Source organism: Clavibacter phaseoli (assembly GCF_021922925.1).
Classification (GTDB): domain Bacteria; phylum Actinomycetota; class Actinomycetes; order Actinomycetales; family Microbacteriaceae; genus Clavibacter; species Clavibacter phaseoli.
Genome location: NZ_CP040786.1, coordinates 2,243,672 through 2,268,640 on the forward strand (window position 1 = coordinate 2,243,672; position 24,969 = coordinate 2,268,640).

The window sequence follows — 24,969 nt, forward strand, 5'->3', positions numbered from 1 at the left end:
GCGCCCGGGCGGGATCGGGGATCCGGCCGGCGCGTCAGGCTGCGGCGAGCGCGTGGACGCGCGGCGGGCCGCGGTGCCGGAGGCGGCCGATCCGGGCGCAGCGGTCGCGCAGCGCGAGGGGCGCGCGGGCGGCCCGGGCCAGCGCGGTGGTGCGCCGCCCCTCGGGCCGGAGGAACGGGACCGCGAGGGCCAGCACGACCCGCACGCCGGACGCGTGGACGAGCGCGCGGACGGCCACCTCGCCGTGTCGCAGCGCGAGTACGGTGACGACCAGGGCGGCGCCGTGCGACAGGAGCATGACGGGGTCGAGCGCGCCGGAAGCTCCGACGGCGCCCGCGGCGGCCGGGTCGAGGCCGGGGAGCGCGAGTGTCGACGCGCCGTGCCCCATGCCCGCGTGCGGATCCGCCGCGACGGACGACCCGGACGCGTCGCCCGCCGCCGTGAACAGCCCGTGGAAGAGGAGCTGGCTGACGCCCACCGCGGCGACGAGGCGCCACAGGGAGGTTCGCGTGCCGGCGAGCGCGATGGCCGCGAGCGACGCGAGCGCGAGCCCGAACGCCACGACGCCCCACGCCGGCGCGGCTCCACCGCCGGCCTCGTGGAAGAGGGCGGCCACGAACGTGGCGGTGGTGGATGCGGCGAGCCCCCGGATCACGCGCTGGACGCGCGGCGGGATCGGGTTCGGGGACGGGGCGGGCATCGACGGCAGTGTAGAGGAGCGGCCCGGGAGGACGCGGCGACGGCGGCTACGCGCTGATTCGTCGCAGCGCGGGGATCAGGCGGCGGCCTCGTCGTCCGCGAGCGCGCCCGTGAGGCGCCCCACCACGTCGTCGAGCGCGTCGCGCAGCGCCTCGAGCTCGGCGATCGTCATGCCGGTGCGCGCGGCCGCCTGCGCGGGCACGTCCACCGCGCGCTCGCGCAGGTCGCGACCCGCGTCGGTGAGGGAGACCACGACGACGCGCTCGTCGACGGTGCTCCTGGCCCGGTCGACGAACCCGGCGCCCTGGAGCCGCTTGAGCAGGGGCGTCAGCGTCGCGGGCTCCAGCTGCAGAGTGGATCCGAGGTCCGAGACCGAGCGGTCGTCCCGCTCCCAGAGCGCGAGCATCACGAGGTACTGCGTGTGCGTGAGGCCGAGCGGCTCGAGGATCGGGCGGTAGACGGCCACCACGGTGCGGGCGGCGACCACCGCCTGGAAGCAGACCTGGCTCTCGAGCGCCAGGGGATCCGTCGTCGTCATCGCGTCCTCCTCGACCGGTGTCGTGCACTGCTCGGCACTTGGGGAAATGCTACGCACGCGAACGGCGGCGGCGCGCTCGTGCGCGCCGCCGCCGTCCTCGAGTCGCGGGTCAGCCGGCGACGACGAGCTCCACGTTGATGTCGTCCGGGTCCTGCACGGAGAGGATCGACATGCCCGTGGGGAAGTCCATGACCTCGCCATGCGAGATGCCGCGCTCCTCGAAGAGCGCGGCCGCGCGCACGAGGTCGTCGCGCGACCCGACCTGGAGGCTGACGTGGTCGAGGCCGCGGGTCGCGGGGTCGAACCCGGCGCCGTCGTCCGCGATCGGGCGGAGGCCGAACAGCTGCGAGCCGACGCCGTAGATGACGCCGCCGAAGTACTGGGCGGGATCCGCGAGCACGGCGGGGTCGCTGGGGTCGCCCTCGCTCTCCACGGCGGGCGAGAGGCCCAGCACGCCCTCGTAGAAGGCGCGCGAGCGGGCGAGGTCGGTGACGGAGATGCGCACGTGGTGCACGCCGGTGATGGAGTCGAGGGCTGTGGTCGCGCTGGTGTCGGTCATGTTCCGACGCTAGGACGGTCCGCGCCGGGCGTCCCGGGTCGCTTCGGTTTCCGACCACGGCTCCCAGCCGGCGTCCAGCCGGCCGCCGCCGCCGGGCTCAGTCGTGGAGGTCGATGCCCCAGGTGCCGGACCACTCGGATCCGGGCGCGAGCGTGATGAGGCCGTCGCCCGAGTTGAACGCGTCGGCCGGCGCCGTCATCGGCTCGACCGCGACGGCCCAGACGTGGCCGTCGGCGACGGGGTACCACGGCGTCACGAAGACCTGCCAGTAGGTGAACTCGCCGTCGGCCCAGATCTCGGTGCGGCGGCCGTCGGGCGCCTGGACGCCGTGCCGGGTGACGCCGTCGACCACGCGGGCGTCGGCCCACGCGTCGTCGAGCTGCGCGTCGCGGACGCGCACGCCCTGGCGCAGGTCGAAGCGGGTGCCCTCGACGGGGGTCTGGACGCCCGTGGGGTTGAGGCGCACGGGATCCACCTCGATGTGGGTGGGCGCGTCGATGACGACCTCGAGGTCCTCGGTGGGCACGTCGCCCACCCGCAGGAAGGGGTGCGTGCCCACGGCGACGGGCGCGTCCGCGGAGCCCAGGTTGCGGATCCCGTGCGTGACGCGGACGCCCTGCCCGGTGAGCTCGTAGCGCACGGTCGTCTCGAGGGCGAAGGGGTAGCCGCGCTGCGGGTGGACGTCGGCGGCGAGCGTCACGGAGACGTCGTCGCGCTCCACGAGCCGGTACGGGGCGTGCTCGAGCAGGCCGTGGATCGCGTTCTCGCGGTCGACCTCGGTGATGTCGAGCTGGTGCGTGACGCCGTCCTGCTCCCAGATGCCGTCACGGATCCGGTTCGGCCAGGGCGCGAGCACGATGCCGCTGCAGAAGGGGGGCCGGGCCTCGTCGGGATAGGACTGGACGAGGTCGGTGCCGTCCACCTGGAGCACGCGGAGCGCGGCGCCGACCTCCGCGATCACCATGCGCTGGGTGCGGCCGTCCACCTCCGCGACGAGCTCGTGCTGCTGGCCGGTGGGGAGGCGGGGTACGTACGTCACGTCGTCGGGCACGCGCCGAGCCTATCCGTACGTCGCGCTGTGGCGCCTCCCAGGGGCGCGGGCACGCCGATCCCTAGGATCGTGCGCATGGCCCGGCATGAGAACGAGAAGGTACGCGCGATCCGCGAGAAGGCACGCATCGAGAGGGCCCTCGACGACCGGCGTCGCAAGCGCCGCCGCCTCATCACCCAGTTCTCCGTCGCGGGCGGCCTCGTGCTCGTCATCGCGGCCATCGCCGGCGGCGTCTACGTCCTCGGCCAGTCGCAGGCGGCGAGCGCCGCGGGTCCCGTGCAGGACACGACCGCGGCGCTGTCCACGGGCGACCAGGTGCGCATCGCGACCGAGCCCACGGGCGTGAGCGTCGGCGCGGCCGACGCCCCCGTCACCATGGACGTCTACGAGGACTACTCGTGCCCCCACTGCGCGCAGTACGAGGCCGAGACCGGCCCGCTGCTCGACCGGATCGCCGCCACGGGCCAGGTGCGCATCGTCTACCACCCCATCCAGATCGTCACGAAGTACGGGCAGGTCGCGGGCAGCGCCGCCGCGTGCGTGCTCGCCGAGGAGCCCGACAGGTGGCCGGCCGTCCACTCCGCGCTGTTCGACAACCACTCCACGATCACCGACTCGTGGACCCACGCCGACTTCGTCACCTGGCTCACCACGCAGGGCGTCGAGGACGACGCGGCGCGCACGTGCGTGGCGGAGGGCAGGTACTCGTCGTGGATCACGGGGAACACGTCCGACGCGACCTCGGCGGGCGTCACGGGCACGCCGACCCTGCGGATCCAGGGCGACATCATCACGACCGTCGCCGGCCAGGACCTCGTGGACGCGCTCACGAAGGCCGGCGCGGACCTGCCCGAGGGCATCGCCGCCGACAGCTGATCCGACGTGCGGGCCGCCGCGCTCAGTGCGCGCGGTGGTCCTGCACCGTCATGCGCGGGCCGAACCGCGGCTTCCGGAACCCGCTCGCCTCGATGAGCCGCATCACCCGCTGACGGTGCCCGCGCCACGGCTCGAGCAGCTCCAGCATCCCGTCGTCGTCGACCGCGTGGCCGACGAGCGCCCACCCCACGGTGTCGTGCACGTGGTAGTCGCCGACGCTCACGGAGTCGGGATCCCCGTGGGCGCGCTGCGTGGTCTCCGCCGCCGTCCAGATCCCCACGCCGGGGATCGACCGCAGCCGGCGCGTGATCTCCTCGCTCCCCCGCCCCAGCGCGAGCGTGCGCTCGAGGCCCGCCGCGGAGGTCGCGACCGCGATGAGCGTGCGCGACCGCTTCGGATCCACGCCCGCGCGGTGCCACTCCCACGACGGGATGAGCCGCCAGCGCTCGGGCGACGGCAGCACGCGCATGCCGGTCGGCACGGGTCCGGGCGCGGGCTCGCCGTGCGCGAGGATCAGCTGCCGCCACGCCCGCCTGGCCTCGAGCCCGGTGACCTTCTGCTCGAGCACCGCGGACGCCATCGCCTCGAACACGTGGTTGGTGCGCATGAGCCGGAGCGCCGGCAGGCGGCGGCGCGCGTCGCGGAGGAGCGGATGCGCGGACACGTCGAGGTCGGACCAGTCGTCGCCCTCGCCGAGGAGCTCCGGGACGCCGGAGATCGCCCACTCGGCGCCGGGCCCCCAGGCGCGCGCCTCGACGCCGCCGTCGGCTCGCGGATCCAGCCGGAGCGACGCGTTCCCGAGCGGCGTGCGGGCCGTGCGCCAGACGCCGACGCGGCGGGAGCCGGGCGGGGCGGCGTCCCAGCGGCAGGTCGGATCCACGACGCCGCGGAACAGCGGACGCAGCACCAGCAGGAGGTCGACCTCGCGGTCGGGCAGGTACGTGGTGCGCGCGTCGGGGGTCGTCACCTCCGCGCCGCCCTGGTCCATCCTCTCAGGGTACGCACGGCCGCCGACCCTCCTCGGCCGCGCCGGGCGCGCGTAGCGTCGGCCGCATGACCGACACCACGAACGACCACCAGGACGACCGCGAGCGCGTCGCCGAGCTCGTGAAGAGCGCCCGCATCGCGCTCCTCACCACCGTCAACGCGCACGGGCAGCTCGTCAGCCGCCCGCTCGCCAGCCAGGAGCGCGACTTCGACGGCGACCTCTGGTTCTTCACGCAGGACCCCAGCGACAAGACCGCCGAGATCCGCGCCAACGACCAGGTGAACGTGTCGCTGCAGTCCGGCGACGGCTTCCTCTCGATCGCCGGCACCGCGGAGATCACCCGCGACCGGGCGCGCATCGACGAGCTGTGGTCGACCGGAGCCGAGGCCTGGTTCGAGGGCGGGAAGGCCGACCCCACGGTCGCGCTGATCCGCGTCCACGCCGACGCCGCCGAGTACTGGTACCAGGACACCCCGAAGCCCGTCGCGCTCATCAAGTACGCCAAGGCCGCCATCACGGGCGAGCGTCCGAAGGACGTCGGGGAGCACGGCACCGTCGAGCTCTGATCCGCGCCCGCCGCGCGCGCCGACGGCCCGGTCCCCGCGGGGTCCGGGCCGTCGTGCGTCCGGCGCCGGTCGCGCTAGCCGGCGACCGCCTCCGGGACGCCGGCGGCCGTCCCGTCGACCACGAGGTCGGCGCGGCCGCGGGTCGCCTCGATCATCACGGCGTTCGCCCCGTCGACGTCGCGGGCCCACGCCTCCGCCGCGTCGGGGGCGCGCCCGCCTGCCGTGTGCCGGTCGACGAGCCGGGTGAAGCGCGCGTCGGCGGGGGTCGCGCAGAACCACGCCTCGTCGAGCTCCGCGCGGAGCAGCCCCCACGGATCCTCGTCGACGAGCAGGTAGTTGCCCTCGACCACCACGAGCCGGGCGGCGGGCTCGACCGCGATCGCCCCGGCCACGCCCTCGTCGACGGCCCGGTCGAACGACGGCGCGTAGACGACGTGGTCCGTCTCGGCGCGGATCCGCCGCACGAGCGCGAGCACGCCCCAGCCGTCGAAGGTGTCGATCGCGCCCTTGCGGTCGTGGCGCCCGAGCCGGTCGAGCGTGCCGTTCGCGAGGTGGAAGCCGTCCATGGGCACGTACGCCGCGGTGCCCTCGCCCGCCAGCGCGTCGACGCGCGCCACGAGCGCCCGCGCGATCGTCGTCTTCCCGGCGCCGGGGCTGCCGGCGATGGCGAGGATCGCGCGGCGGCCGCCCTGCACGAGGCCGAGGGCGCGCCGCGCGAGGGCGTCGAGGTCAGACGCCGGCACGGCTGCCCTCCAGCCCGGCGCGGAGGAAGTCGCCCGCGTGGCGGGCGAGGGCCGGGCCGTCGTCCCAGAGGTTCCGCCAGATGGCGAGGTCGTTGGACAGCGTCGGCGAGACGACGGCGGACGAGAACGACTCGAACGTGATGGCGCCGCGGTAGTCGATCTCCGCCAGGGCGTGGAAGAAGGTCGTGAAGTCGAGGTGCCCGCTGCCGAGGTAGCCCCGGTGGTTCTCGCCGATGTGGACGTAGCCGAGCCGGTCGCCGACGAGCCGCACGGGCCGGGCGAGGTCGTCCTCCTCGATGTTCATGTGATAAGTGTCCAGGTGGATGAGCACGTTGTCCGCCCCGATGTCGTCGGCGAGCCGCAGCGCGTCCGCGGCGGTGTTGATCACGTTCGTCTCGTAGCGGTTGCAGATCTCGAGCCCGAGCGTCATCCCGCGCCGCCCCGCGTCCGCGGCGAGGTCCGTCAGCACGCCGACGACGTTGTCCCGCCCCTTCGCCGAGAGGGGCGCGCCGTACTTCCCGAGGGCGCTGTACAGCGCGCCCGTGAAGTGCGTGCCGCCGAGCGCCTCGACCACGTCGAGGCTGTCGGCGAGGAGCTGCGCGCCGCGCGCCACGGTCTCCGGGTCCTCGCTCGACACGTCGGCGGAGAACGCGAGGCCGCGCGAGCACACGATGCCGAGCCCCGCCGCGTCGAGGGCCGCCTTCGCGTGGGCGGTGTCGAGGTTCACCACGTCGTGCAGCGAGAGCTCGAGCAGGTCGAAGCCGGCCGCCTTCGTCTGCTCGACCGTGTAGGTGATCTCGTCCGGGGTCGTGCCGCCGGCGAAGACGAGGGCGTGCACTCCGAGTGCGTTGGTGGGCATGGTTCTCCTGCTTTCTGGGTGGATGGGGTCAGGCGCGGGTCGCGGCGGGTGCCGCGGCGGCGGCGTGCGGGACGGCGTCGAGCCGCTCCGCGAGGAAGCGGTGGCCCGCGGTCGCGACGGCGACGGGGTCCGACCAGAGCTCGCGCCACAGCGCGATGTCGTCGGCGACGGCCGCGCCCTGCACGGCCGGCGAGAACGTCTCGACGGTGAGGGGCCCCGCGAACGAGGTCGCACGGAGGCCCGCGAACAGGCGGTCCCAGTCGGTGCTGCCGGTGCCGAGCCCGCCGCGGTGGTTCTCCGAGGCGTGGACGTACGCGAGGTGGTCGCCGGCGTCGCGCACGGCGCTCGCGAGGTCGACCTCCTCCATGTGGGCGTGGAAGGCGTCGAGGTGCACGACGAGGTTCGTGGCGCCCACCTCCTCGATGAGCGCGACGGTCTGCGCCGCGGTGTTGAGGAGGTTGCTCTCGTAGCGGTTCACGTACTCGAGGCCGACGACGATGCCGTCGGCCGCCGCGCGGGCCGCGACGTCCCGGAGCACGCGGACGACGTTGGCCCGCTCGGCCGCGCCTCCGCGGTGGGGGTTCTTGCGCATGGCCGAGTGCGTGACGCCGCCCACGTACCCCGCCCCGATGCCGGCCGCGAAGCGCACGGCGCCGGCGAGCCGGGCCTCGCCGCGCGCCGAGACGGCGGCGTCGGCGGTGTGGATGTCGGAGTCCGCGTCGAGCGCCAGGGAGACGACCGCGTCGATCCCGTGCCCGTCGAGCAGCTCCGCCGTCCGTCTCGCGGAGGCCGACCCGTCGTCGACCCCGGGCGCGGGGATCTCGACGAGGTCGTACCCGATGCCGGCGGCCGTCGCGATCACGCGCGTGGCCGACGCGGCCGTCCAATCGGGTGCGAGGAGGCCGGCGTGCACGCCGATCGGCGAGGTCCGCGCGGGCGCCGAGCGGCGCATGCGGAGCGGCTCCCGCATCACGCGGCCTTCGCGCCGGTGATCAGCTCCACGAGCTCGGGTCCCGAGGTCTCGGCCGTCCGGCGCTCGGCGACCGCGAGGCCCGCCCGCATCACCCACACCTGGTCGCTGAGGCGCATCACCTGGTCGAAGTTGTGGCTGATGAGGAGCACGGCGACGCCCGAGTCGCGCAGCTTGAGGATGATCCTCTCCACGCGCGCGGTCTCCTGCACGCCGAGCGCCGCGGTGGGCTCGTCCATGATCACGATGCGGCTCCCCCAGCCCGCCGCGCGCGCGATGGCGACCGCCTGGCGCTGGCCGCCGGACAGGCGCCGCACGCGGCTCGTGACGGGCGGCACGTTCACGGCGAGGTCCCCGAGGAGGTCCTGCGCGGTCTTCCGCATCTTGGCCCGGTCGAGGAAGCGGAGGCCCGGGATCCCCGTCACGAGCTCGCGCCCGAGGAAGAAGTTCTGCCACACGGTGAGGTCCTCGACGAGCGCGAGGGTCTGGTGGACCGTCTCGATGCCGCCGTCGCGGGCCTGCAGCGGCGTGCCGAAGGACACCGCCTCGCCCTCCAGCGTGATGGTGCCGGAGTCCGGCGGGTGGACGCCCGAGAGGCAGCGCACGAGCGTCGACTTGCCGGCGCCGTTGTCGCCGATGAGGGCGGTGATCTCGCCGCGGCGCATCCGCATGGTCGCGCCCTTGAGCGCGTGGACGCCGCCGAAGGACTTCGTGATGTCGCGGGCCTCGAGGAGGATGTCGTCGGTCATGGAGGGGCTCACTTCTTCTGGTAGCGCGTGATGAGGGCGGCGAGGACGACCACCAGGCCGACCGCGAGCGGCTGGTAGAACTGCGAGACGCCGAGCAGGGTCAGGCCGTTCGTGAGGGCGGTCAGGAGGAAGGCGCCGATGATCGGGCCGACGATCTTGGCCTTGCCGCCCGTGAGGCTCACGCCGCCGAGCACGACCGCCGCGATGGAGTTGAGCAGGTACTGCGTGTTGATGGCGGGCTCCGCGGCGCCGACGCGGGCCACGAGGAGCAGCGCCGCGATCCCGGCGAGCCCCGCCGCGATGACGTAGACGGCGATGCGCACGCGTCCTGCCGCGATGCCGTTCGCGACGGCCGCCTCCTCGTCGCCGCCGACCGCCTGCACGTGGAGGCCGAAGCGCGTGCGGAACATGACGATCCAGGCGATGACGCCGATGACGGCCGCGAGGATGATCGGGTAGCCCACGATCCCGACGGACCCGGTGGTGAGGCGCAGCAGCTCGGTGCTCCCCACGGTGATCGGCTTGCCGTCGGAGGCGATGAGGGCGAGGCCCGTCGCCACGGAGAGCGTGCCCAGGGTCGCGATGAAGTCGGTGACCTTGCCCTTCGCGATGAGGACGCCGTTGATCACGCCGATCGCGCCGGCGAAGGCGAGGGCGGCGAGCGCCGAGGGCCAGAAGCCCCAGCCCGCACCCCAGCCGAGGCCGAACCCGACGGCGCCGACCGTCATGGTCGCGGAGATGGAGAGGTCGATGCCGCCGGTCGTGATGACGAACGACTGCCCGATCGAGAGGATCACGAGGATCGCCGCGGCGACGAGCATCGCCTTGACGTTGCCGAGGCTGAGGAACGTCGGCGTGAGGATCGAGAACACGATCACGAGGGCGACGAGGCCGATCGGGGCGGCGTTCTCGGCCCAGAAGCTGAGCTGGCGCAGCTGCGGGAGCCGGGCCGCCGGGGCGGTGTCGCTGCGCGGGGCGCGGGCGGGGGCGATGGTCATGCGGGTCTCCGTGGGGCTCGGCGGTGCGGGCGCGGCGCGGCGCGCCGGAAGGGGGATCGCCGCGCGGGGGCGGGCGGCGGGGCGGGTGCGGCGCTCCCCGGGGAGCGCCGCACCGGGTCACTTCGCGGGGATCAGCGAGGCGAGGGGGTTGTCGAACTCCTCGAACGGCTGCGGGAACGCGGCGATCGCGTCCGCGGCCCTGTCGGTCGTCACGAGCGCGGTGGGCGACTCGACGTCGGCGGGCAGGGTGCCGCCGGACGTCGCGACCTCGCACGCCTGGAGGCCGAGCTGGCCGATGGCGAACGGGTACTGCGCGACGGTCGCGGTGAGGCCGCCGGCCTGCACGCTCTCGAGGGCGTCCTGGTTGCCGTCGACGCTCACGACCTGGATCTGCCCGGTGCGGCCGGCGTTCTCCACGGCCTTGACGATGCCGAGGCCCATGTCGTCGTTCGCCGCGAAGAAGGCGGCGACGTCGGGCTCCGCGGCGATGATGTCGGTCGCCTTCGTGAGGGCGACCTCGCGCTTCCAGTCGGCCGCGGCCTCCTGGACGACGTCGAGGTCGGAGCCGATCGCGGCCGTGAACCCGTCGACGCGGGCGGCGCTCGTCACGTCGCCGGAGATCCCGCCGATGACCGCGACCTTCGCGCCCGCCGGCAGGGACCCCTTCAGGAAGTCGCCGGCCTTGCCGCCCGCGGCCTCGTTGTCCGTGCCGATGTAGGTCGCGACGTCGAGGCCCGCGGCCGAGACGGCGTCGGGATCGAGCGGGCTGTCGATGTTGACGATGGTCTTCCCCGTCGCGGCGGCGAGCGCCTGGACGAGGTTGGTGCCGCTGATCGGGTTGACGATGAGGCAGCCGAGGTCCTGGCCGGCGAGCGCCGTCAGCTTGTCGGCCTGCCCGGTGGTGTCGCCGATGTCGGCGGCGGCCTGGATGGAGACGTCGACGCCGTCGGCGTCGGCCGTGTCCTGGATCCCGTCCTCCATCGCCTGGAAGAAGGGGTTGTCGAGGCCCTTGATGACGGCGGCGACCTTCGTGCTCGAGCTGCCGCCCGCGGCGCCGGCGTCGCCTGCGGTGCCGCCGGAGCAGGCGGCGAGGGACAGCGCGACGGCCGTCACCGGGACGAGGAGCGTGAGCGCCCGACGCGCCGACTTGGTGTGGGTCATCTTCATCCTTGGAGATATGGGGCACCACTGCGTGCCGGTAGATGCAAACTAGCGACCCTTTCGTATCAGCGCAATACGAAAGTCGACGGATCTCGTGGCGCGGACATCGGAAAGGCTACGATCGGGGCAACGAAGCGGGGGATCCGATGAAGCAGACCGAGCAGGCGGCGCACCTGGCCGACGTCCTCGCCCTGTTCCGCGAGCACGGCGAGCTGTCGCGCACCGCGGTCATGGAGCGGACGGGCCTCAGCAGGTCCACCGTGAACCAGCGCCTGGCGACGCTCGTCGAGCGCGGGCTGCTCATGCCGACGTCCGGCGGGGCCTCCACGGGCGGACGCCCGTCCACCGTCTTCGCCGTCAACCTCGACGGCCCCGTCCTCCTGACCGCGGACATCGGCGCGAGCGGCCTCATCGCCGCCGCCTGCGACCTGCGCGGCACGCCGCTCCGCCGGGAGACCATCGAGGTCGACGTGTGGGACGGCCCCGAGGCCGTGCTCGCGCTCGTGGTGGCCGCGTTCCAGCGGCTCGTGTCGGACGGCCACGTGGTGGGGATCGGGATCGGCGTGCCCGGACCGGTCGAGTTCGCCGCCGGACGCGTGCGCAACCCCCCGATCATGACCGGCTGGGACGGGTTCGACATCGCCGGCTTCCTGCAGGGCCCCTTCCCCGACGCGCCCGTGGTGATCGAGAACGACGCCAACGCCCGGGCGCGCGCGGAGGCGCACCACCACGGCGCGGACGACCTCATCAGCCTCAAGCTCGGCACGGGGATCGGATCGGGACTCGTCTTCAACGGGCAGACGATCCGCGGCGCGGTCGGCGCGGCCGGCGACGTCGGGCACACGCGCGCCGTGGCGGACGGCGTCGACACGTCCCCGCTCCCCTGCCGCTGCGGCAACTCCGGCTGCGTCGAGGCGTACGCGAGCGGCTGGGCGCTCGTGCGCGACCTGTCCGAGGCCGACCCGTCGATCCGCCACGTGGCCGACGTCACCGCCGGCGTGCTCCGGGGCGACATGCGGGCGACGCAGGCCGTGCGCCAGGCGGGTCGCATCCTCGGCGAGGCCGTGGCCGACCTCGTCAACATCCTCAACCCGCGCATGATCGTCATCTCCGGCCAGCTCGGCGAGTGCGGCGAGGTGCTCATGTCGGGCCTGCGGGAGCGCGTGTACCTCCGGACGCATCCGCTCGCGACCCGCGAGCTCGTCATCCGCACGTCGGACCTCGGCGACCGCGCGGGGATCATCGGCCTCGCGCTCACCACGGCGGACCAGGTGTTCAGCCGCGAGCGCCTCGACCGCGGACCCGCCACCGCGCTGCCGGCCGCGGCGGCGACATGAGCGGCCTCGCGCCGGGAGGGCCGCATGCGGGGACCGTGCCCCATGATGGACGTGTGCGCATCGGAATCCTCACCTCAGGCGGAGACTGCCCCGGACTCAACGCGGTGATCCGCGGGGCGGTGCTCAAGGGAACGACCATCCACAAGCAGGAGTTCGTGGGCTTCCGCGACGGCTGGCGGGGCGTCGTCGACGGCGACGTCATGCCGCTCGCGCGCCGCGACATCCAGGGCATCGGCAAGCAGGGCGGCACGATCCTCGGCACCAGCCGCACGAACCCGTTCGAGGGCGACGGCGGCGTGGAGCGGATCCAGGAGAACCTCGACCGCCTCGGCATCGACGCGATCCTCGCCATCGGCGGCGAGGGCACGCTCGCGGCCGCGAAGCGCCTCACCGACGCGGGGCTGAAGATCGTCGGCGTCCCCAAGACCGTCGACAACGACCTCGACGCCACGGACTACACGTTCGGCTTCGACACCGCCGTGCAGATCGCGACCGACGCCATGGACCGCCTCCGCACCACGGGCGACTCGCACAGCCGCTGCATGGTGGCCGAGGTCATGGGCCGCCACGTCGGCTGGATCGCGCTGCACTCCGGCATGGCCGCGGGCGCGCACGCGATCCTCATCCCCGAGCAGAAGACGTCGATGGACGAGATCGTCGCCTGGGTGCGCTCCGCCTACGACCGCGGCCGCGCGCCGCTCGTCGTCGTCGCGGAGGGCTTCGTGCCCGAGCACGCGTCCGACGCGCACGGCGAGCGCGGGCTCGACGCGTTCGGCCGTCCGCGGCTCGGCGGCATCGGCGAGCAGCTCGCGCCCATCATCGAGGAGCGCACGGGCATCGAGACCCGCGCCACGACCCTCGGCCACATCCAGCGCGGCGGCACCCCGTCGTCCTACGACCGCGTGCTCGCGACGCGCCTCGGCCTCGCCGCGGTCGACAGCGTGCGCGACGGCCACTGGGGCCGCATGGTCGCGCTGCGCGGCACCGACATCGTGCACGTGGGCTTCGAGGAGGCGCTCGGCCGCCTCAAGACCGTGCCGCAGCAGCGCTATGACGAGGCCGCGATCCTCTTCGGCTGATCCCGTCGGGTCGCAGGCGCTCGCCCCGGCTCGCCGCCCGGGCGTAGCGTGACGCCATGACGTACCGCGCGCTCGTGGCCGAGCAGACCGTCGCCGACGACGGCACCAAGGGCATCGAGGTCGCGCTGCGCGACCTCCCCGACGAGCGGGCGACGGGCGGACCCGACGGTCCCGGCGACGGCGAGGTCGTGCTCGACGTCCTCCACTCGAGCGTCAACTACAAGGACGGCATGCTGCTCGGCGGCCGACCCGGCATCGCGCGCACGAGCCCGCTCGTGGCCGGGATCGACGCGGTGGGCACGGTCGCGGCGACGGGATCCGAGGACTTCGCCCCCGGCGACCTGGTCGTCCTGAACGGCGCCGGCCTCGGCGAGAGCCGCGACGGCGGGCTGGCCGAGCGCGTGCGCGTCCCGGCCCACGCGCTGGTGCGCGTGCCCGACGCGATCTCCGCGGCGCGCGCCGCCGCCATCGGCACCGCGGGCTTCACCGCGATGCTCTCGGTGCTCGCGCTCGAGCGCGGCGGCGTGGAGCCCGGATCCGGCGACGTGCTCGTCACCGGCGCGGGCGGCGGGGTCGGATCCGTCGCCGTCGCGCTCCTCGCCCGCCTCGGCCACCGCGTGGTCGCCTCCACCGGCCGCGTCGACGAGCTCGGGGACCGGCTGCGCGCGCTCGGCGCCGCCGACGTGATCGACCGCTCCGAGCTCGGCGAGCCCGGGAAGCCGCTGCAGAGCATCCGCTGGGCGGGCGCGGTCGACAGCGTCGGCAGCGCGACCCTCGTCAACGTGCTCGCGCAGACGCGCTGGGGCGGCGTGGTCACGGCCGCTGGCCTCGCGCAGGGGCCGGACCTGCCGGGCACCGTGCTCCCCTTCATCCTCCGCGCGGTCACGCTCGCCGGCATCAACTCCGTCGAGGCGCCGCCCGCGCTCCGCCGCGCGGCCTGGGCGCGGCTCGCGACCGACCTCGACCCCGCGCTCCTCGACTCCATCACCACCACCGTGCCGCTGGACGGCGCGATCGCCGCGGGCGAGCGGATCCTCGCGGGCGCCTCGAGCGGTCGCGTCGTGGTGGACGTCCGCGCCTGAGCCGGGCGCGGCGCCGACCGCGGGCCGGGCCGCCGCGCCGCGCTACCCTGGTCGCGATGCGGCACCCTGCCGCCGGGACGAGGGACCATGACCGCAGTAGCCGCCACCGGCACCATCTTCGTCGGGCTCGCGGCGCTGCTGCACGTCCTCTTCTTCCTCCTCGAGAGCGTCTGGTTCGAGAAGCCGTTCGCCTGGAAGCGCTTCGGCGTCGCCGACCAGGAGAAGGCGCTCGTCATCAAGCCGTGGGCGTACAACCAGGGCTTCTACAACCTCTTCCTCGCGCTCGGCGCGGGCCTCGGCCTGATCCTCTACTTCGTCGGCAACGTCCCCGCCGGCCTCACGCTCGTGCTGTTCACGACCGCGTGCATGGTGCTCGCGTCGATCATCATCGCGAGCACGGGCAAGAGGTACCTCATCCCCGCGCTCATCCAGGGCGTCCCGCCGCTGCTCGGCCTCGTGTTCTTCGCCGCCGCGTCCTGAGACGTCGCCGACGGGGCGCCATGACGGCCGTCGCCCTCTTACGCCCGACCGGCGGATGAGGTTAGGCTCACCTACATCATGACCGTCGTCCCCCTCACCGAGGCCCTCCGCGACCGCGCACGACCGCGCGCCGAGGCGCAGGACGCGGACGAGTTCATGACCGCGCTCGTCACTGGCCGCGGCTGCCGCGACGACTACGTGGCGCTCGTCGCCCAGCACTACTTCGTCTACCGCGCCATCGAGGCGGCGACCGAGCGCATGGGGGCGGATCACGTGGCCGCGCGCTTCATCAGCCCGCGCCTCACGCGCCTCCCCGCCATCGAGGCCGACCTCGACTTCCTCGTCGGCCCGGACTGGCGCGACGTCGTGCGGCCGCTCGCGAGCACCGCCGCGTACGTCGAGCGGATCGAGCAGGTCGCCTCGGTGTGGGTCGGCGGATTCGTCGCGCACCACTACACGCGCTACCTCGGCGACCTGTCCGGCGGGCGGCTCCTGCGCTCGCTCCTCCAGCGCCAGTTCGGCTTCGACACCAACGGCGTCGGCCTCTACCTCTTCGCCGAGATCGCCGAGCCCCGCCGCTTCTGCAGCACGTACCGCGAGGCCCTCGACCAGGTGCCGTGGGACGACGACGAGCGCGCCCGCGTCGTCGCCGAGGTCGAGAACGCGTACCGGCTCACCACGGACGTGTTCGCCGAGCTCGCGCGCGGACGCGCCACCGCTCCCCTCCGCCTGGCCTGATCCGCCGCCCGTCCGTCGAGGGCCGTGCCCCCGTCGTCCATCCGGCGGCCCGGTCGGGCGTCCGCGGCCGGGCATAGGCTCCGGACATGGACGGCTACGACCTCGACTTCCTGCCCCTCCCGCTCCCGCTGCCCGAGGCCCCGGCCGACGCCAGGCCCGTGCGGCTCGACTACCTCCACTTCACGGTGCTCATGGACACCGACCGGCGCCTCGCCGCGCTGACGGCCGTGAACATCGACGGCGCCCGCCTCGTGGACGTGGAGCGCGGCGACGACTGGCACCTGGATCCGCGCCTCCCCGAGGACCAGCAGTGCGGCCCCGAGCTGTACGCGCGCAACGACATCGACCGCGGGCACCTCGTGCGGCGGCGGGATCCGGTGTGGGGCGACATCGCCGAGGCCGCGCGTGCCAGCGCCGACACCTTCGTCTACACGAACGCGGCCCCGCAGGCCGCGGAGTTCAACCAGTCCAAGGAGCTGTGGCTCGGCCTCGAGGACTACGTGCTCGACAACGCCGACCTCGGCGACCGGCGCATGTCGGTCCTCACCGGGCCCGTCTTCTCGGACGACGACCCCGTCTACCGCGGCGTGCGGATCCCGCTCATGTTCTGGAAGATCGCGGCCTGGGTCTCGGGCGACCGGCTCGCGGCCACCGCGTACCTGCTCGACCAGGCGCCGGAGCTGGGCGACCTCGACTGGCAGACGGCCACCGCGGACGCGCCCGAGCTCGGGCCGTACCGCACGTACCAGGTGGCCGTGTCGGAGATCGGCGCGCTCACGGGCTACGACGTGGCGCAGCTCGCCGCGGCCGACCGGCTCGGCGTCCCCGCGACGGCCCGCCCCGGCACGCCCGAGGACGGCCGCGAGGGCTGGGTCGAGCTGGAGCGGTTCGCGGCGATCACGCTCTGAGGCGCTACGCCGGCGGGGTCGCCGCGGCGGCCGCGCGGGCGGCGGCGGGGAGGGCGCGGATCACTCGGTCGAGCGACGCCTCGTCCATGGCTGCCGACACGAACCACGCCTCGAACACCGACGGCGGCAGGCTGACGCCCGCATCGAGCATGGAGTGGAAGAAGGCCGGGTAGCGCCAGGTCTCCTGCGCCTGCACGGTGGCGTAGTCGGTGATCCCGTGCTCGGGCGGCGTGCCGAACGTGAAGCTGAAGAGGCTCCCCGCGCGCTGCACCGAGTAGGCGAGGCCGGCGCGGTCGAAGGCGAGCTCGACCGCGTAGATGAGGATGTCCGCCGCGATGTCGAGCGCGCGGTACACGTCGGCGTCCGCGAGGCGGAGGGTCGTGAGGCCCGCGGCGACCGCGACCGGGTTCCCGGACAGCGTGCCGGCCTGGTAGACGGGGCCGAGGGGCGCGAGGTGGTCCATCACGTCGGCCCGGCCGCCGAGCGCGGCGACGGGGAGGCCGCCGCCGATGACCTTGCCGTACGTGACGAGGTCGGGGGTCCAGGCGTCGGGGTGGTCGGCCGCGAGGCCGGCGTTGTCGAGGCCCCAGTAGCCGGCCGGGTGCACGCGGAAGCCCGTGAGCACCTCGTCGGAGATGAGGAGGGATCCGTTCTCGTGGGTGAGGCGCGCGAGCTCGGCGGTGAAGCCGGGCAGCGGCGGGACGACGCCCATGTTCGCGGCGGCGGCCTCGGTGATCACGGCGGCGATGCGCGGGCCGTGCTCCGCGAGGACGGCGCGCACGGCGTCGAGGTCGTTGTAGGGCACGACGATGGTCTGCGCGGCGATGGCCTCGGGGATCCCCGCGGATCCGGGCAGCGCGAGCGTCGCGACGCCCGAGCCCGCCTCGGCGAGGAGGCTGTCGGAGTGGCCGTGGTAGTGGCCGGCGAACTTCACCAGGAGGTCGCGGCCCGTGAACCCGCGCGCGAGGCGGATCGCGGTCATGGTGGCCTCGGTGCCGGTCGACACGAGGCGGAGCTTCTCGATGGGCCGGCGGTCCGGGGATCCGTCGACGCCCGCGACGCGCACGCGCTCCGTGACGAGCTCGGCGAGCTCCGTCTCCGCGGGCGTCGTCGCGCCGAAGCCGAGGCCGAGGGCGGCGGCGTCCTGCACGGCCTTCACGACCTCCGGGCGGGCGTGGCCGAGGATCGCGGGGCCCCACGAGTTGACGAGGTCGACGTACTCCACGCCGTCGGCGTCGGTCACGTAGGGGCCGGCCGCCTTCACCATCATGCGCGGGGTGCCGCCGACGGACCCGAAGGCCCGGACGGGCGAGTTCACGCCGCCGGGGATCACGTCGCGTGCGCGGTCGAAGAGGTCCTGGGAGTGGGTCACGGTGATGTCCTTCGGTGCCGGGCGGGGATCCGCTCGGGATGGGGGCCGGATCCGGGTCCGGCGAGGAGGAGGGGGGCGGCTCAGCGCCGCGCGAGGCGCTCGGCGAGCTCGACGGCCCAGTAGGTGAGGATCGCGTCGGCGCCGGCCCGCTTGATGCCGAGGACGCTCTCCTCGATGGCGCGCTCGCGGTCGATCCAGCCGTTCTGCGCGGCGGCCTCGATCATCGCGTACTCGCCGGAGATCTGGTACGCCCAGACGGGCACGCTGCTGGTCGCGGCGACGTCGGCGAGGATGTCGAGGTAGCTCATGGCGGGCTTCACCATGACGACGTCGGCGCCCTCCTCGATGTCGAGCTCCACCTCGCGGAGGGCCTCGCGGCGGTTGCCGTTGTCCATCTGGTACGTGCGGCGGTCGCCCTGCAGCTGGGAGTCGACGGCCTCGCGGAAGGGGCCGTAGAAGGCGCTGGCGTACTTGGCCGCGTAGGCGAGGATCGCGACGTCGTGGTGCCCGGCGTCGTCGAGGGCCTCGCGCACGGCGCCGACCTGGCCGTCCATCATGCCGCTGAGGCCGAGGAGGTGCGATCCCGCCTCCGCCTGGGCGAGGCCCATGGCGCGGTAGCGGTCGAGGGTGCGGTCGTTGTCGACCACGCCGTGCGCGTCGAGCACGCCGCAGTGGCCGTGGTCGGTGAACTCGTCTAGGCACAGGTCGGTCTGGACGACGAGCGCGTCGCCGACCTCCTCGACCGCGACGCGCGTGGCGACGTTGAGGATGCCGTCGGGGTCGCTCGCGCCGGAGCCCTCGGCGTCGCGCACGGACGGGACGCCGAACAGCATGACGCCGCCGATCCCGGCCTCGGCCGCCTCGACGAGCGCGCGGCGCAGGCTGTCGAGCGAGTGCTGGGAGACGCCCGGCATGGACGTGATGGGCGACGCCTCCGTGAGGCCCTCGCGCACGAACATCGGCAGCACGAGGTCGGCCGCGTGCAGGCGCGTCTCCGCCGTGAGCCGCCGCATCGCCGGGGAGGTGCGGAGGCGGCGCGGACGGTAGTAGGGGGAGGTCATTCGGTGGTGCTCCGATCGAGGAGGTCGGCGAGGCCGGTGAGCCCCGCCGTGTCGGGACGCGGCTCCTCGTGGCGCGCGATCTCGACCAGGGACTGGATGAGCGACGCGGCCGAGCGCTCCGAGGCGACCACGTCGACGCGCACGCCGGAGCGGCGCGCGTCCTTCGCGGTGCGCGGGCCGATGCAGGCGATGAGCACGCCCTCGGGCACGTCGCCCAGCTGCTCGTGCACCTGCTCCGCGACGCTGCCCGACGTGACGAGGATCGCGCGGACGCGGCCGGACGAGACGTCCTCGCGGATCCGGTCGCTGACGGGGACGCCGACCGTGCGGTAGGCGACGACCGAGCGCACGTCGTGCCCGCGCGCGATGAGTCCGTCGGTGAGCGTCGGCTTGGCGATCTCGGAGCGGAGCGTGAGCACGCGGCGGCGCGGGGTCCCGGCGGCCAGCTCCGTCCACTCCTCGAGGAGCGCCATGGCGGAGGAGTCGATGGAGGGCACGAAGTCGACGGTGTAGCCCGCGGCGACGAGCGCGGCGGCCGTGGTCTCGCCGACGGCCGCGATGCGCGTGCCCTCGGGCACGACGGCGCGATGCGACGACAGCACGTCGACCGTGGTGGCGCTCGTGACGGTGAGCCAGTCGAATGACCCCGCGGCGAGGTCGGCGAGGGCGGACTCGAGCGCCTGCGCGTCCTGCGTGGCGGCGAAGTTGATCATGGGCGCGACGACGGGCGTGGCGCCCTGCGCGCGGAGGTCGTAGGCGACGCCGTCGCCCCACGGCCCGCCGCGGGGCACGAGGACGCGCCAGCCCTTCAGGGGCTTCTGGTCTGTCGAGGTCATCGGGTCCCTCCCAGCGGCGCGAGATCGGCCGCTCCGGCGTCGAGGAGCTCGCGGGACACGGGTCCCGAGAGCGCGGAGGCGGATGCGCCCAGCTGCGCGAGGTCGAGCCCCGCGGTGTCGAGCTCGTGGCTCGCGGCCATGCGCTGCGTGCCGTCGGGCCGGTAGACCATGGCGGTCAGGGCGAGGCGGCCGCTCGTGACGGTGGCCCAGGCGCCGATGGGCGCGGCGCATCCTGCCTCGAGGGCGGCGAGCACGCCGCGCTCCGCGAGGACGGCGGCGTGGGTGAACGGGTCGTCGACGGCCTCGACGGCGCGGCCGACGACCGAGTGCGTCTCGGCGTCCTCCGTGCGGATCTCGAGCGCCAGCGCGCCCTGGCCGGGCGCGGTGGGCCAGCGGTCGAGCTCGAGGTGCTCGGTGGCGGCGTCGATGCGGTCGATGCGCTCGAGCCCGGCGGCCGCGAGGACCACGGCGTCGAGGTCGCCCGCGGTCACGCGCGAGAGGCGGGTGTCGATGTTGCCGCGGATGTCGACCACGTCGAGGTCCGGGCGCTCGGCGAGGATCTGCGCGCGGCGGCGCGGGGATCCGGTGCCGATCCGGGCACCGCGCGGCAGGGTCGCCAGCGTGAGGCCGTCGCGCGCGCAGAGCACGTCGCGCGGATCCTCGCGCGCCGGCACCGACGCGACCGTGAGCCCCGCGTACGGCGCGGTCGGCAGGTCCTTGAGCGAGTGGACCACGAGGTCGCACTCGCCGCGCAGGAGCGACTCGCGGAGCGCGCTGGCGAACACGCCCGTGCCCCCGAGGCTCGACAGGGACTCGCGCGACGTGTCGCCGTGCGTGGTCACGGGCACGAGCTCGACCTCGAGTCCCGACGCGCCGGTGATCTCCGCGGCGATCGCCCGCGTCTGGGCCAGGGCGAGCGCGCTCCCCCGGGTCCCGATGCGGAGGGTCGTCGTCGCGGCCGGCGTCGTGGGACCGTCCGTCACGGTGCCAGCCCGGAGACGGCGGGCTTGAAGCCCAGCCGCACGTTCTCGCAGCAGCCCGGGCGGCACACGTCGTACCAGGGTCCGAGGTCGGTCATGTGGGGGCGGTCGGCCGCCTTCACGCCGTCGCGGCGCTCCAGCACGAGGTCGATCAGGCCGTCCACGTACGCGGCGTGCACGCCCGGCGTGGGCACGCGCACCGAGTAGAGGCCGTTCTCGGCGGCGGACTCGGTGGCCTCGTTGTCGAGGTCCCACTTGACCTCCATGTGGTCGCTCACGAAGCCGAGCGGCACGATCACGACGGCGCGGCGGCCCTGCGCGGGCAGCTCGCCGATGGCGTCGTTCACGTCGGGCTCGAGCCACGGCATGGAGGGCGGGCCGGAGCGCGACTGGTAGACGAGCTGCCACGGCACGTCCTGGTCGATGCCGAGCTCCTTCTTGACCTCGTGCATCACGACCTCGGCGACGGCCAGGTGCTGCGCCGCGTAGGCGCCGTCCTGGTCGAACCCGCGCTCGGCGGGGCCGGACTTGGAGGCGTCCGACGACGGGATGGAATGCGTGGAGAACATGATCTCGACGTCGGCGGCGAGGTCGACGGGCGCGCCCTCGGCCTCGAAGTGCGCGATCACGTCGCGGATCCCGTCGCGCGTGCCCTCGATGAACGGCGTGACGAAGCCGGGGTGGTCGAAGAACTGGCGCACCTTGTCGATGCGGACGACGCCCTGCAGCTGCGTGTCCTCGAGCGCGTCCGCGAAGTCCTCGCGGTACTGGCGGCAGGAGGAGTACGAGCTGTAGGCGCTCGTGGCGACGGCGATGAGCTGGCGGTAGCCCTTCTCCTCGGCCTCGCGCAGCGCGTCGTTGAGGTACGGGCCCCAGTTGCGGTTGCCCCACAGCACGGGCAGGTCGATGCCGCGCTCGGCGAGGCGCGCCTCGAGGGCGGCCTTCAGCTCGCGGTTCTGCTCGTTGATGGGACTGATGCCGCCGAACGCGCGGTAGTGGTGGGCGACCTCCTCGAGGCGCTCCTCGGGGATCCCGCGGCCGCTCGTGACGTTGCGGAGGAACGGGATGACGTCGTCCTGGCCCTCGGGGCCGCCGAAGGAGGCAAGCAGGATCGCGTCGTAGGCGACGGGCTCCTCCACGTGGGCGGGGCCCATCTTCGCGGCCTCGCTCGCGGCGGAGACGAGGGCGCCGGGCGCCCGGGGGGCGTCGGTGGCGGGGGCGGGCTTGCGACCCAGGTTCACTGCGGCCATTACTGGAGGACCTCCACGAGCTCGGCGGTGGTGATGCGGCGGCCCGTGTAGAACGGGACCTCCTCGCGCACGTGACGGCGCGCGTCGGTGTTGCGCAGGTCGCGCATCATGTCGACCAGGTCGACGAGCTCGTTCGACTCGAGCGGGAGGATCCACTCGTAGTCGCCGAGGCCGAACGACGAGACCGTGTTGGCGATGACGCTGCGGTAGGCCGCGCCCTGGCGGCCGTGCTGGGCGAGCATGCGCCCGCGCTCCTCGGGCGGCAGCAGGTACCACTCGTAGGAGCGGACGAACGGGTAGACGCAGAGCCAGTCGCGCGGCTCCTCGCCCCGGAGGAAGCCGGGCACGTGGCTGCGGTTGAACTCCGCGTCGCGGTGGACGCCCGCGGCGCTCCACGACGGGATGAGCGCGCGGATGAGGCGCGCGCGGCGGATCTCGCGGAAGGCCCACTGCAGGGTCTCCATCTGGGGGCCGTGGATCCAGACCATGAGGTCGGCGTCGGCGCGCATGCCGGAGACGTCGTAGAAGCCGCGGACGGTGACGCCCTCCACCTCGACGATGTGGACGATGCCGTCGAGCTCGTCGACGGCGCCGGGGACCTCGCGGCCGTCGAGGTCGTCGGGGCGGGCGGGATCGCGGCGGAGGACGGCCCAGAGGGCGTAGCCGCTGGGGGACGCCTCGGGGGTGGACCCGTCGTCAGGACGGGCCTCTCCGGGGGACTCGATCGGGGGGACCTGAGATGCCGCCGACTCGGCAGCCGGGATGCTCATGATCTCCATGGTACGTCTCGCGGGGACCCCGCCCACGCATCGGCCGGGCGGCCGTCAGATCATTCCCGGGCTACCGGGCGTCGCGGCCCGTCAGCGCGAGCAGCCGCACCTGCAGGGGCGCGTCCTCGGCGACGGGCACGGGCGACGCGAACAGCCCGCTGGCCTCGAGCGTGTCCTTCTGCGGGGCGAACACCGTCCACGTGGCGCGCACGAGGTCGTCGTCGATGCGCTCGTCGGCGCCGACCGCGCGCGCGAGGTCCCAGCCGTGGATCACGACGTCGGACAGCTGCTCGCGCAGGTACTCGCGGGCGGGCACGCGGTCGGTCGACAGGAGGACGGGCCGCTCCGGGTCCACGCCCTCCCACGCGGCCAGCGCCTCGCGGGAGTAGCGGCCCCACTCGGCCACGAGGTCGTCGTCGAGCGCGCGGATGTGCGGCTGCCCGGTCTCCGCGGTGTGGCCGGCGAGGAGGAGCGGCACCCACTGCTGCTCCTCGATGACGTGCGCCACGAGCTCGCGGACGTCCCACTCGACGTCGGGCGTCGGCGCCGACCAGTCGGTGACCGCGCCGAGGCGGTCGGCGAAGCGGTCGTGCGCCCGGCGGATCAGGTCGTGCCAGTCGAGGTCGGTGTCCATGGTCGAGCTCCCGTCGGTGGTGTCCCGGGGGAACGTCCGCGGCGGGCGCGCGCATTCCCGCGCGGGATCCGCCGTGTGGTCGCCGGTCAGGCCGGGGGCTGCCGGGCGGCGGAGAACTGGTGGCGCGGCGCGCGCAGGGCTCGGAACGGATCCGTGCCCGCGAGCCCCTGCAGCCCGGGCGCCAGCACCCCGAGGATCCCGACCACCGCGACCACGACCACGAGCACTCGCGGCCAGCCCGAGGCCACCGTGTGCACGACCGCCATCGGCTCCAGCAGGTTCACGCCGACGAGGAACACGGTCGCCGAGACCGCGAGCGACATGGCCGCGCCGTCCGCGATGCCGACGACGGCGAGGATCACGAGCACCCACAGGCCGTACCAGGGGTACACGACGGGCGACATCGCGACGATGCACGCGAAGGCGAGCGCGAGGCGCGCCTCCCCAGAGAGCGTCCGGGTCGTGAGGATGCACCACGCGGCGCCCGCGAACCCGAGCAGGATCCCCGCGGTCTTGATCCCGCCCTCGACCGCCCCGCCCGGCCCGCCGAGCGCCTCGACCAGGGGCCCGAACGCGCCCGCCGCGATGCCGAACGGCATGAACCACGAGACGACGGAGACGGGGCTCGACAGCGCGGAGATCCAACCGAGGCCGACGCCGAGCAGCTCGCCGGCGAGCGCGAGGAGGCCCATGGCGCCGATCGCGGACGCGGCCCAGGCCGCCCAGACGCGCGGGTCGCGCGTGGGCGGGCGGAGGCCGACGACGCCGCCGGCCGATCCGTCGACGGCCACGCCGTCCGGCGCCCGGTCGTCGACGCGACGGGCCCGCATCTCCGCGTGCACGATCGCGACGATGGGCAGGGCGACGAGCGCGATGGGCTTGACCGCCACCGCGCACGTCACGAGCAGCACGCCGAGCACGGGCCGGGAGTCGATCGCGGCGAGGAGGCCGGCGACCAGCAGGCCCATCATCAGCGCGTCGTTGTGCGCGGCCATCACGAAGTTGAAGAGGACGAGCGGGCTGGCGGCGAGGAACCACGCGGTCCGCACGGGGTCGATGCGGCGGCGGCGGGCGATGCGGAGCCCGCACGCGACCATGAGGACGACCCCGACGACGGCGACGCCGCGGGCCGCGAGGACGGCGACCTCGACGCCTGCGGCGTCGTCGATCGCGCCGATCACGCGCTCGACGGCGAGGAACAGCGGCCCGTACGGCGCGGGGTTGTGCGCCCACAGCGGGTCGACGCCCGTGCTCCGCCAGTCGGGCAGCACGGCGGGCCCGTGCTCGTAGGGCGAGAGGCCGGCGCCGAGCACGCGCCCCTGCGCGATGTACGAGTAGATGTCCCGGCTGAACAGCGGCGCGCTCACCAGGAGCGGGATGGTCCAGATCACCGCGAGCCGGAGCGTCGCGCGCAGCCCGGCCGGGCCGAGCCGCGGGAGCAGGGCCCCGAGGAGGAGCCACCCGGAGGTGAGCATCAGGCCGCCCACCACGACGGCGAGCGAGGCGATGCTCGTCGCGAGGGGCGACACCCGGAGCGCGCCGATGAGCGGGAGCTGCGAGAGCTCGGACTCCGCCGGCGCGTGGCCCACGACGAACGACGCCACGAGGAGGATCAGCGAGCCGGCGAGCCCGACGAGCCCCGGCAGCATCAGCGGATGCGCGCCGAGGGAACCCGGATCACGTGC

The 24,969-nt window shown here is 74.3% G+C and carries 27 protein-coding genes; 8 read left to right on the forward strand and 19 right to left on the reverse strand.

The features are described 5' to 3' along the window. Nucleotides 1–34 precede the first annotated feature (34 nt). The 4 genes from FGI33_RS10385 to FGI33_RS10400 all read right to left on the reverse strand — a co-directional run bounded on the left by FGI33_RS10385 (nucleotide 35) and on the right by FGI33_RS10400 (nucleotide 2,847). Nucleotides 35–700, reverse strand: coding sequence for a hypothetical protein (locus tag FGI33_RS10385; protein ID WP_237581839.1), 666 nt, complete (start codon nucleotides 698–700; stop codon nucleotides 35–37). Nucleotides 701–775: 75 nt separating this feature from the next. Continuing rightward, the gene (locus tag FGI33_RS10390) at nucleotides 776–1,237 is read right to left on the reverse strand and encodes a MarR family winged helix-turn-helix transcriptional regulator (RefSeq protein ID WP_119434831.1); all 462 of its coding nucleotides are present in this window, start codon (nucleotides 1,235–1,237) and stop codon (nucleotides 776–778) included. Between the two features lie 109 nt (nucleotides 1,238–1,346). Then, nucleotides 1,347–1,796 (reverse strand): VOC family protein, encoded by a 450-nt coding sequence (locus FGI33_RS10395; protein WP_119402690.1) that lies wholly within the window; start codon nucleotides 1,794–1,796, stop codon nucleotides 1,347–1,349. Nucleotides 1,797–1,893: 97 nt separating this feature from the next. Next, nucleotides 1,894–2,847 carry an aldose 1-epimerase family protein gene (locus tag FGI33_RS10400; protein WP_119434830.1) on the reverse strand — a complete coding sequence of 318 codons (954 nt, stop codon included), beginning with the start codon at nucleotides 2,845–2,847 and terminating at the stop codon, nucleotides 1,894–1,896. A gap of 75 nt (nucleotides 2,848–2,922) precedes the next feature. Between FGI33_RS10400 and FGI33_RS10405 the strand changes: the two genes are divergently transcribed. Beyond that, the gene (locus tag FGI33_RS10405; protein ID WP_119434829.1) at nucleotides 2,923–3,723 is read left to right on the forward strand and encodes a DsbA family protein; all 801 of its coding nucleotides are present in this window, start codon (nucleotides 2,923–2,925) and stop codon (nucleotides 3,721–3,723) included. A gap of 22 nt (nucleotides 3,724–3,745) precedes the next feature. Here FGI33_RS10405 and FGI33_RS10410 read toward each other — a convergent pair whose 3' ends face one another. Next, nucleotides 3,746–4,711: a DNA-3-methyladenine glycosylase family protein gene (locus FGI33_RS10410; RefSeq protein WP_119434828.1), complete on the reverse strand. Its 966-nt coding sequence runs from the start codon at nucleotides 4,709–4,711 to the stop codon at nucleotides 3,746–3,748. A gap of 65 nt (nucleotides 4,712–4,776) precedes the next feature. On the opposite strand from FGI33_RS10410, the gene FGI33_RS10415 reads away from it, so the two are divergent. After that, complete coding sequence (locus tag FGI33_RS10415; protein ID WP_119434827.1) at nucleotides 4,777–5,277, forward strand: pyridoxamine 5'-phosphate oxidase family protein; 501 nt, start codon at nucleotides 4,777–4,779, stop codon at nucleotides 5,275–5,277. 74 nt (nucleotides 5,278–5,351) lie between these two features. Here FGI33_RS10415 and FGI33_RS10420 read toward each other — a convergent pair whose 3' ends face one another. From FGI33_RS10420 to FGI33_RS10445, 6 genes are all read right to left on the reverse strand, one after another. Then, nucleotides 5,352–6,020, reverse strand: a complete 669-nt coding sequence (locus tag FGI33_RS10420) for a nucleoside/nucleotide kinase family protein (protein ID WP_237581840.1) — start codon at nucleotides 6,018–6,020, stop codon at nucleotides 5,352–5,354. Beyond that, the gene (locus FGI33_RS10425; protein WP_086515252.1) at nucleotides 6,007–6,879 is read right to left on the reverse strand and encodes a sugar phosphate isomerase/epimerase family protein; all 873 of its coding nucleotides are present in this window, start codon (nucleotides 6,877–6,879) and stop codon (nucleotides 6,007–6,009) included. Before FGI33_RS10425 ends, FGI33_RS10420 begins: the two co-directional genes overlap by 14 nt. A gap of 28 nt (nucleotides 6,880–6,907) precedes the next feature. Then, nucleotides 6,908–7,831 (reverse strand): sugar phosphate isomerase/epimerase family protein, encoded by a 924-nt coding sequence (locus FGI33_RS10430; protein WP_182623327.1) that lies wholly within the window; start codon nucleotides 7,829–7,831, stop codon nucleotides 6,908–6,910. A 17-nt stretch (nucleotides 7,832–7,848) separates the two neighbouring features. Further along, a complete protein-coding gene (locus FGI33_RS10435; protein ID WP_119402679.1) occupies nucleotides 7,849–8,598 on the reverse strand; it encodes an ATP-binding cassette domain-containing protein in 750 nt (249 codons plus the stop codon). Between the two features lie 8 nt (nucleotides 8,599–8,606). Beyond that, nucleotides 8,607–9,596 carry an ABC transporter permease gene (locus tag FGI33_RS10440; RefSeq protein ID WP_119435048.1) on the reverse strand — a complete coding sequence of 330 codons (990 nt, stop codon included), beginning with the start codon at nucleotides 9,594–9,596 and terminating at the stop codon, nucleotides 8,607–8,609. Nucleotides 9,597–9,713: 117 nt separating this feature from the next. Further along, nucleotides 9,714–10,757: a substrate-binding domain-containing protein gene (locus FGI33_RS10445; RefSeq protein ID WP_119434987.1), complete on the reverse strand. Its 1,044-nt coding sequence runs from the start codon at nucleotides 10,755–10,757 to the stop codon at nucleotides 9,714–9,716. Nucleotides 10,758–10,903: 146 nt separating this feature from the next. Here FGI33_RS10445 and FGI33_RS10450 point away from each other — a divergent pair, with 146 nt between their 5' ends. The 6 genes from FGI33_RS10450 to FGI33_RS10475 all read left to right on the forward strand — a co-directional run bounded on the left by FGI33_RS10450 (nucleotide 10,904) and on the right by FGI33_RS10475 (nucleotide 16,381). Further along, nucleotides 10,904–12,094: an ROK family transcriptional regulator gene (locus FGI33_RS10450; RefSeq protein ID WP_182478462.1), complete on the forward strand. Its 1,191-nt coding sequence runs from the start codon at nucleotides 10,904–10,906 to the stop codon at nucleotides 12,092–12,094. A 53-nt stretch (nucleotides 12,095–12,147) separates the two neighbouring features. After that, nucleotides 12,148–13,173 (forward strand): 6-phosphofructokinase, encoded by a 1,026-nt coding sequence (locus FGI33_RS10455; protein WP_119402723.1) that lies wholly within the window; start codon nucleotides 12,148–12,150, stop codon nucleotides 13,171–13,173. Between the two features lie 56 nt (nucleotides 13,174–13,229). After that, on the forward strand, nucleotides 13,230–14,255 hold the full coding sequence (locus FGI33_RS10460) for an acrylyl-CoA reductase family protein (RefSeq protein WP_119434989.1): 1,026 nt from the start codon (nucleotides 13,230–13,232) through the stop codon (nucleotides 14,253–14,255). Nucleotides 14,256–14,342: 87 nt separating this feature from the next. Then, nucleotides 14,343–14,735 carry a DUF1304 domain-containing protein gene (locus FGI33_RS10465; RefSeq protein WP_119434146.1) on the forward strand — a complete coding sequence of 131 codons (393 nt, stop codon included), beginning with the start codon at nucleotides 14,343–14,345 and terminating at the stop codon, nucleotides 14,733–14,735. Between the two features lie 78 nt (nucleotides 14,736–14,813). After that, on the forward strand, nucleotides 14,814–15,473 hold the full coding sequence (locus tag FGI33_RS10470) for a biliverdin-producing heme oxygenase (protein ID WP_119434147.1): 660 nt from the start codon (nucleotides 14,814–14,816) through the stop codon (nucleotides 15,471–15,473). Nucleotides 15,474–15,559: 86 nt separating this feature from the next. Further along, a complete protein-coding gene (locus tag FGI33_RS10475; RefSeq protein WP_119434148.1) occupies nucleotides 15,560–16,381 on the forward strand; it encodes a DNA/RNA non-specific endonuclease in 822 nt (273 codons plus the stop codon). Between the two features lie 4 nt (nucleotides 16,382–16,385). On the opposite strand, the gene hemL is transcribed toward FGI33_RS10475, so the two are convergent. The 8 genes from hemL to mptB form a co-directional block, all read right to left on the reverse strand. Beyond that, nucleotides 16,386–17,753: a glutamate-1-semialdehyde 2,1-aminomutase gene (gene hemL / locus FGI33_RS10480; RefSeq protein ID WP_119434149.1), complete on the reverse strand. Its 1,368-nt coding sequence runs from the start codon at nucleotides 17,751–17,753 to the stop codon at nucleotides 16,386–16,388. Nucleotides 17,754–17,833: 80 nt separating this feature from the next. Then, nucleotides 17,834–18,814 carry a porphobilinogen synthase gene (gene hemB, locus FGI33_RS10485; protein WP_119402217.1) on the reverse strand — a complete coding sequence of 327 codons (981 nt, stop codon included), beginning with the start codon at nucleotides 18,812–18,814 and terminating at the stop codon, nucleotides 17,834–17,836. Then, nucleotides 18,811–19,650 (reverse strand): uroporphyrinogen-III synthase, encoded by an 840-nt coding sequence (locus FGI33_RS10490; RefSeq protein ID WP_119402216.1) that lies wholly within the window; start codon nucleotides 19,648–19,650, stop codon nucleotides 18,811–18,813. The genes hemB and FGI33_RS10490 overlap by 4 nt, the downstream gene beginning before the upstream one ends. Continuing rightward, complete coding sequence (gene hemC, locus FGI33_RS10495) at nucleotides 19,647–20,633, reverse strand: hydroxymethylbilane synthase (RefSeq protein ID WP_119434150.1); 987 nt, start codon at nucleotides 20,631–20,633, stop codon at nucleotides 19,647–19,649. Before hemC ends, FGI33_RS10490 begins: the two co-directional genes overlap by 4 nt. Next, complete coding sequence (locus FGI33_RS10500) at nucleotides 20,630–21,880, reverse strand: ferrochelatase (protein WP_119434151.1); 1,251 nt, start codon at nucleotides 21,878–21,880, stop codon at nucleotides 20,630–20,632. The genes hemC and FGI33_RS10500 overlap by 4 nt, the downstream gene beginning before the upstream one ends. Further along, nucleotides 21,880–22,650 (reverse strand): hydrogen peroxide-dependent heme synthase, encoded by a 771-nt coding sequence (hemQ, locus tag FGI33_RS10505; RefSeq protein WP_237581841.1) that lies wholly within the window; start codon nucleotides 22,648–22,650, stop codon nucleotides 21,880–21,882. The genes FGI33_RS10500 and hemQ overlap by 1 nt, the downstream gene beginning before the upstream one ends. Before the next feature lie 70 nt (nucleotides 22,651–22,720). Next, nucleotides 22,721–23,284 carry a TIGR03086 family metal-binding protein gene (locus tag FGI33_RS10510; RefSeq protein ID WP_119402768.1) on the reverse strand — a complete coding sequence of 188 codons (564 nt, stop codon included), beginning with the start codon at nucleotides 23,282–23,284 and terminating at the stop codon, nucleotides 22,721–22,723. An 86-nt stretch (nucleotides 23,285–23,370) separates the two neighbouring features. After that, a complete protein-coding gene (gene mptB, locus FGI33_RS10515) occupies nucleotides 23,371–24,933 on the reverse strand; it encodes a polyprenol phosphomannose-dependent alpha 1,6 mannosyltransferase MptB (protein ID WP_237581842.1) in 1,563 nt (520 codons plus the stop codon). Between the last annotated feature and the right edge of the window lie 36 nt (nucleotides 24,934–24,969).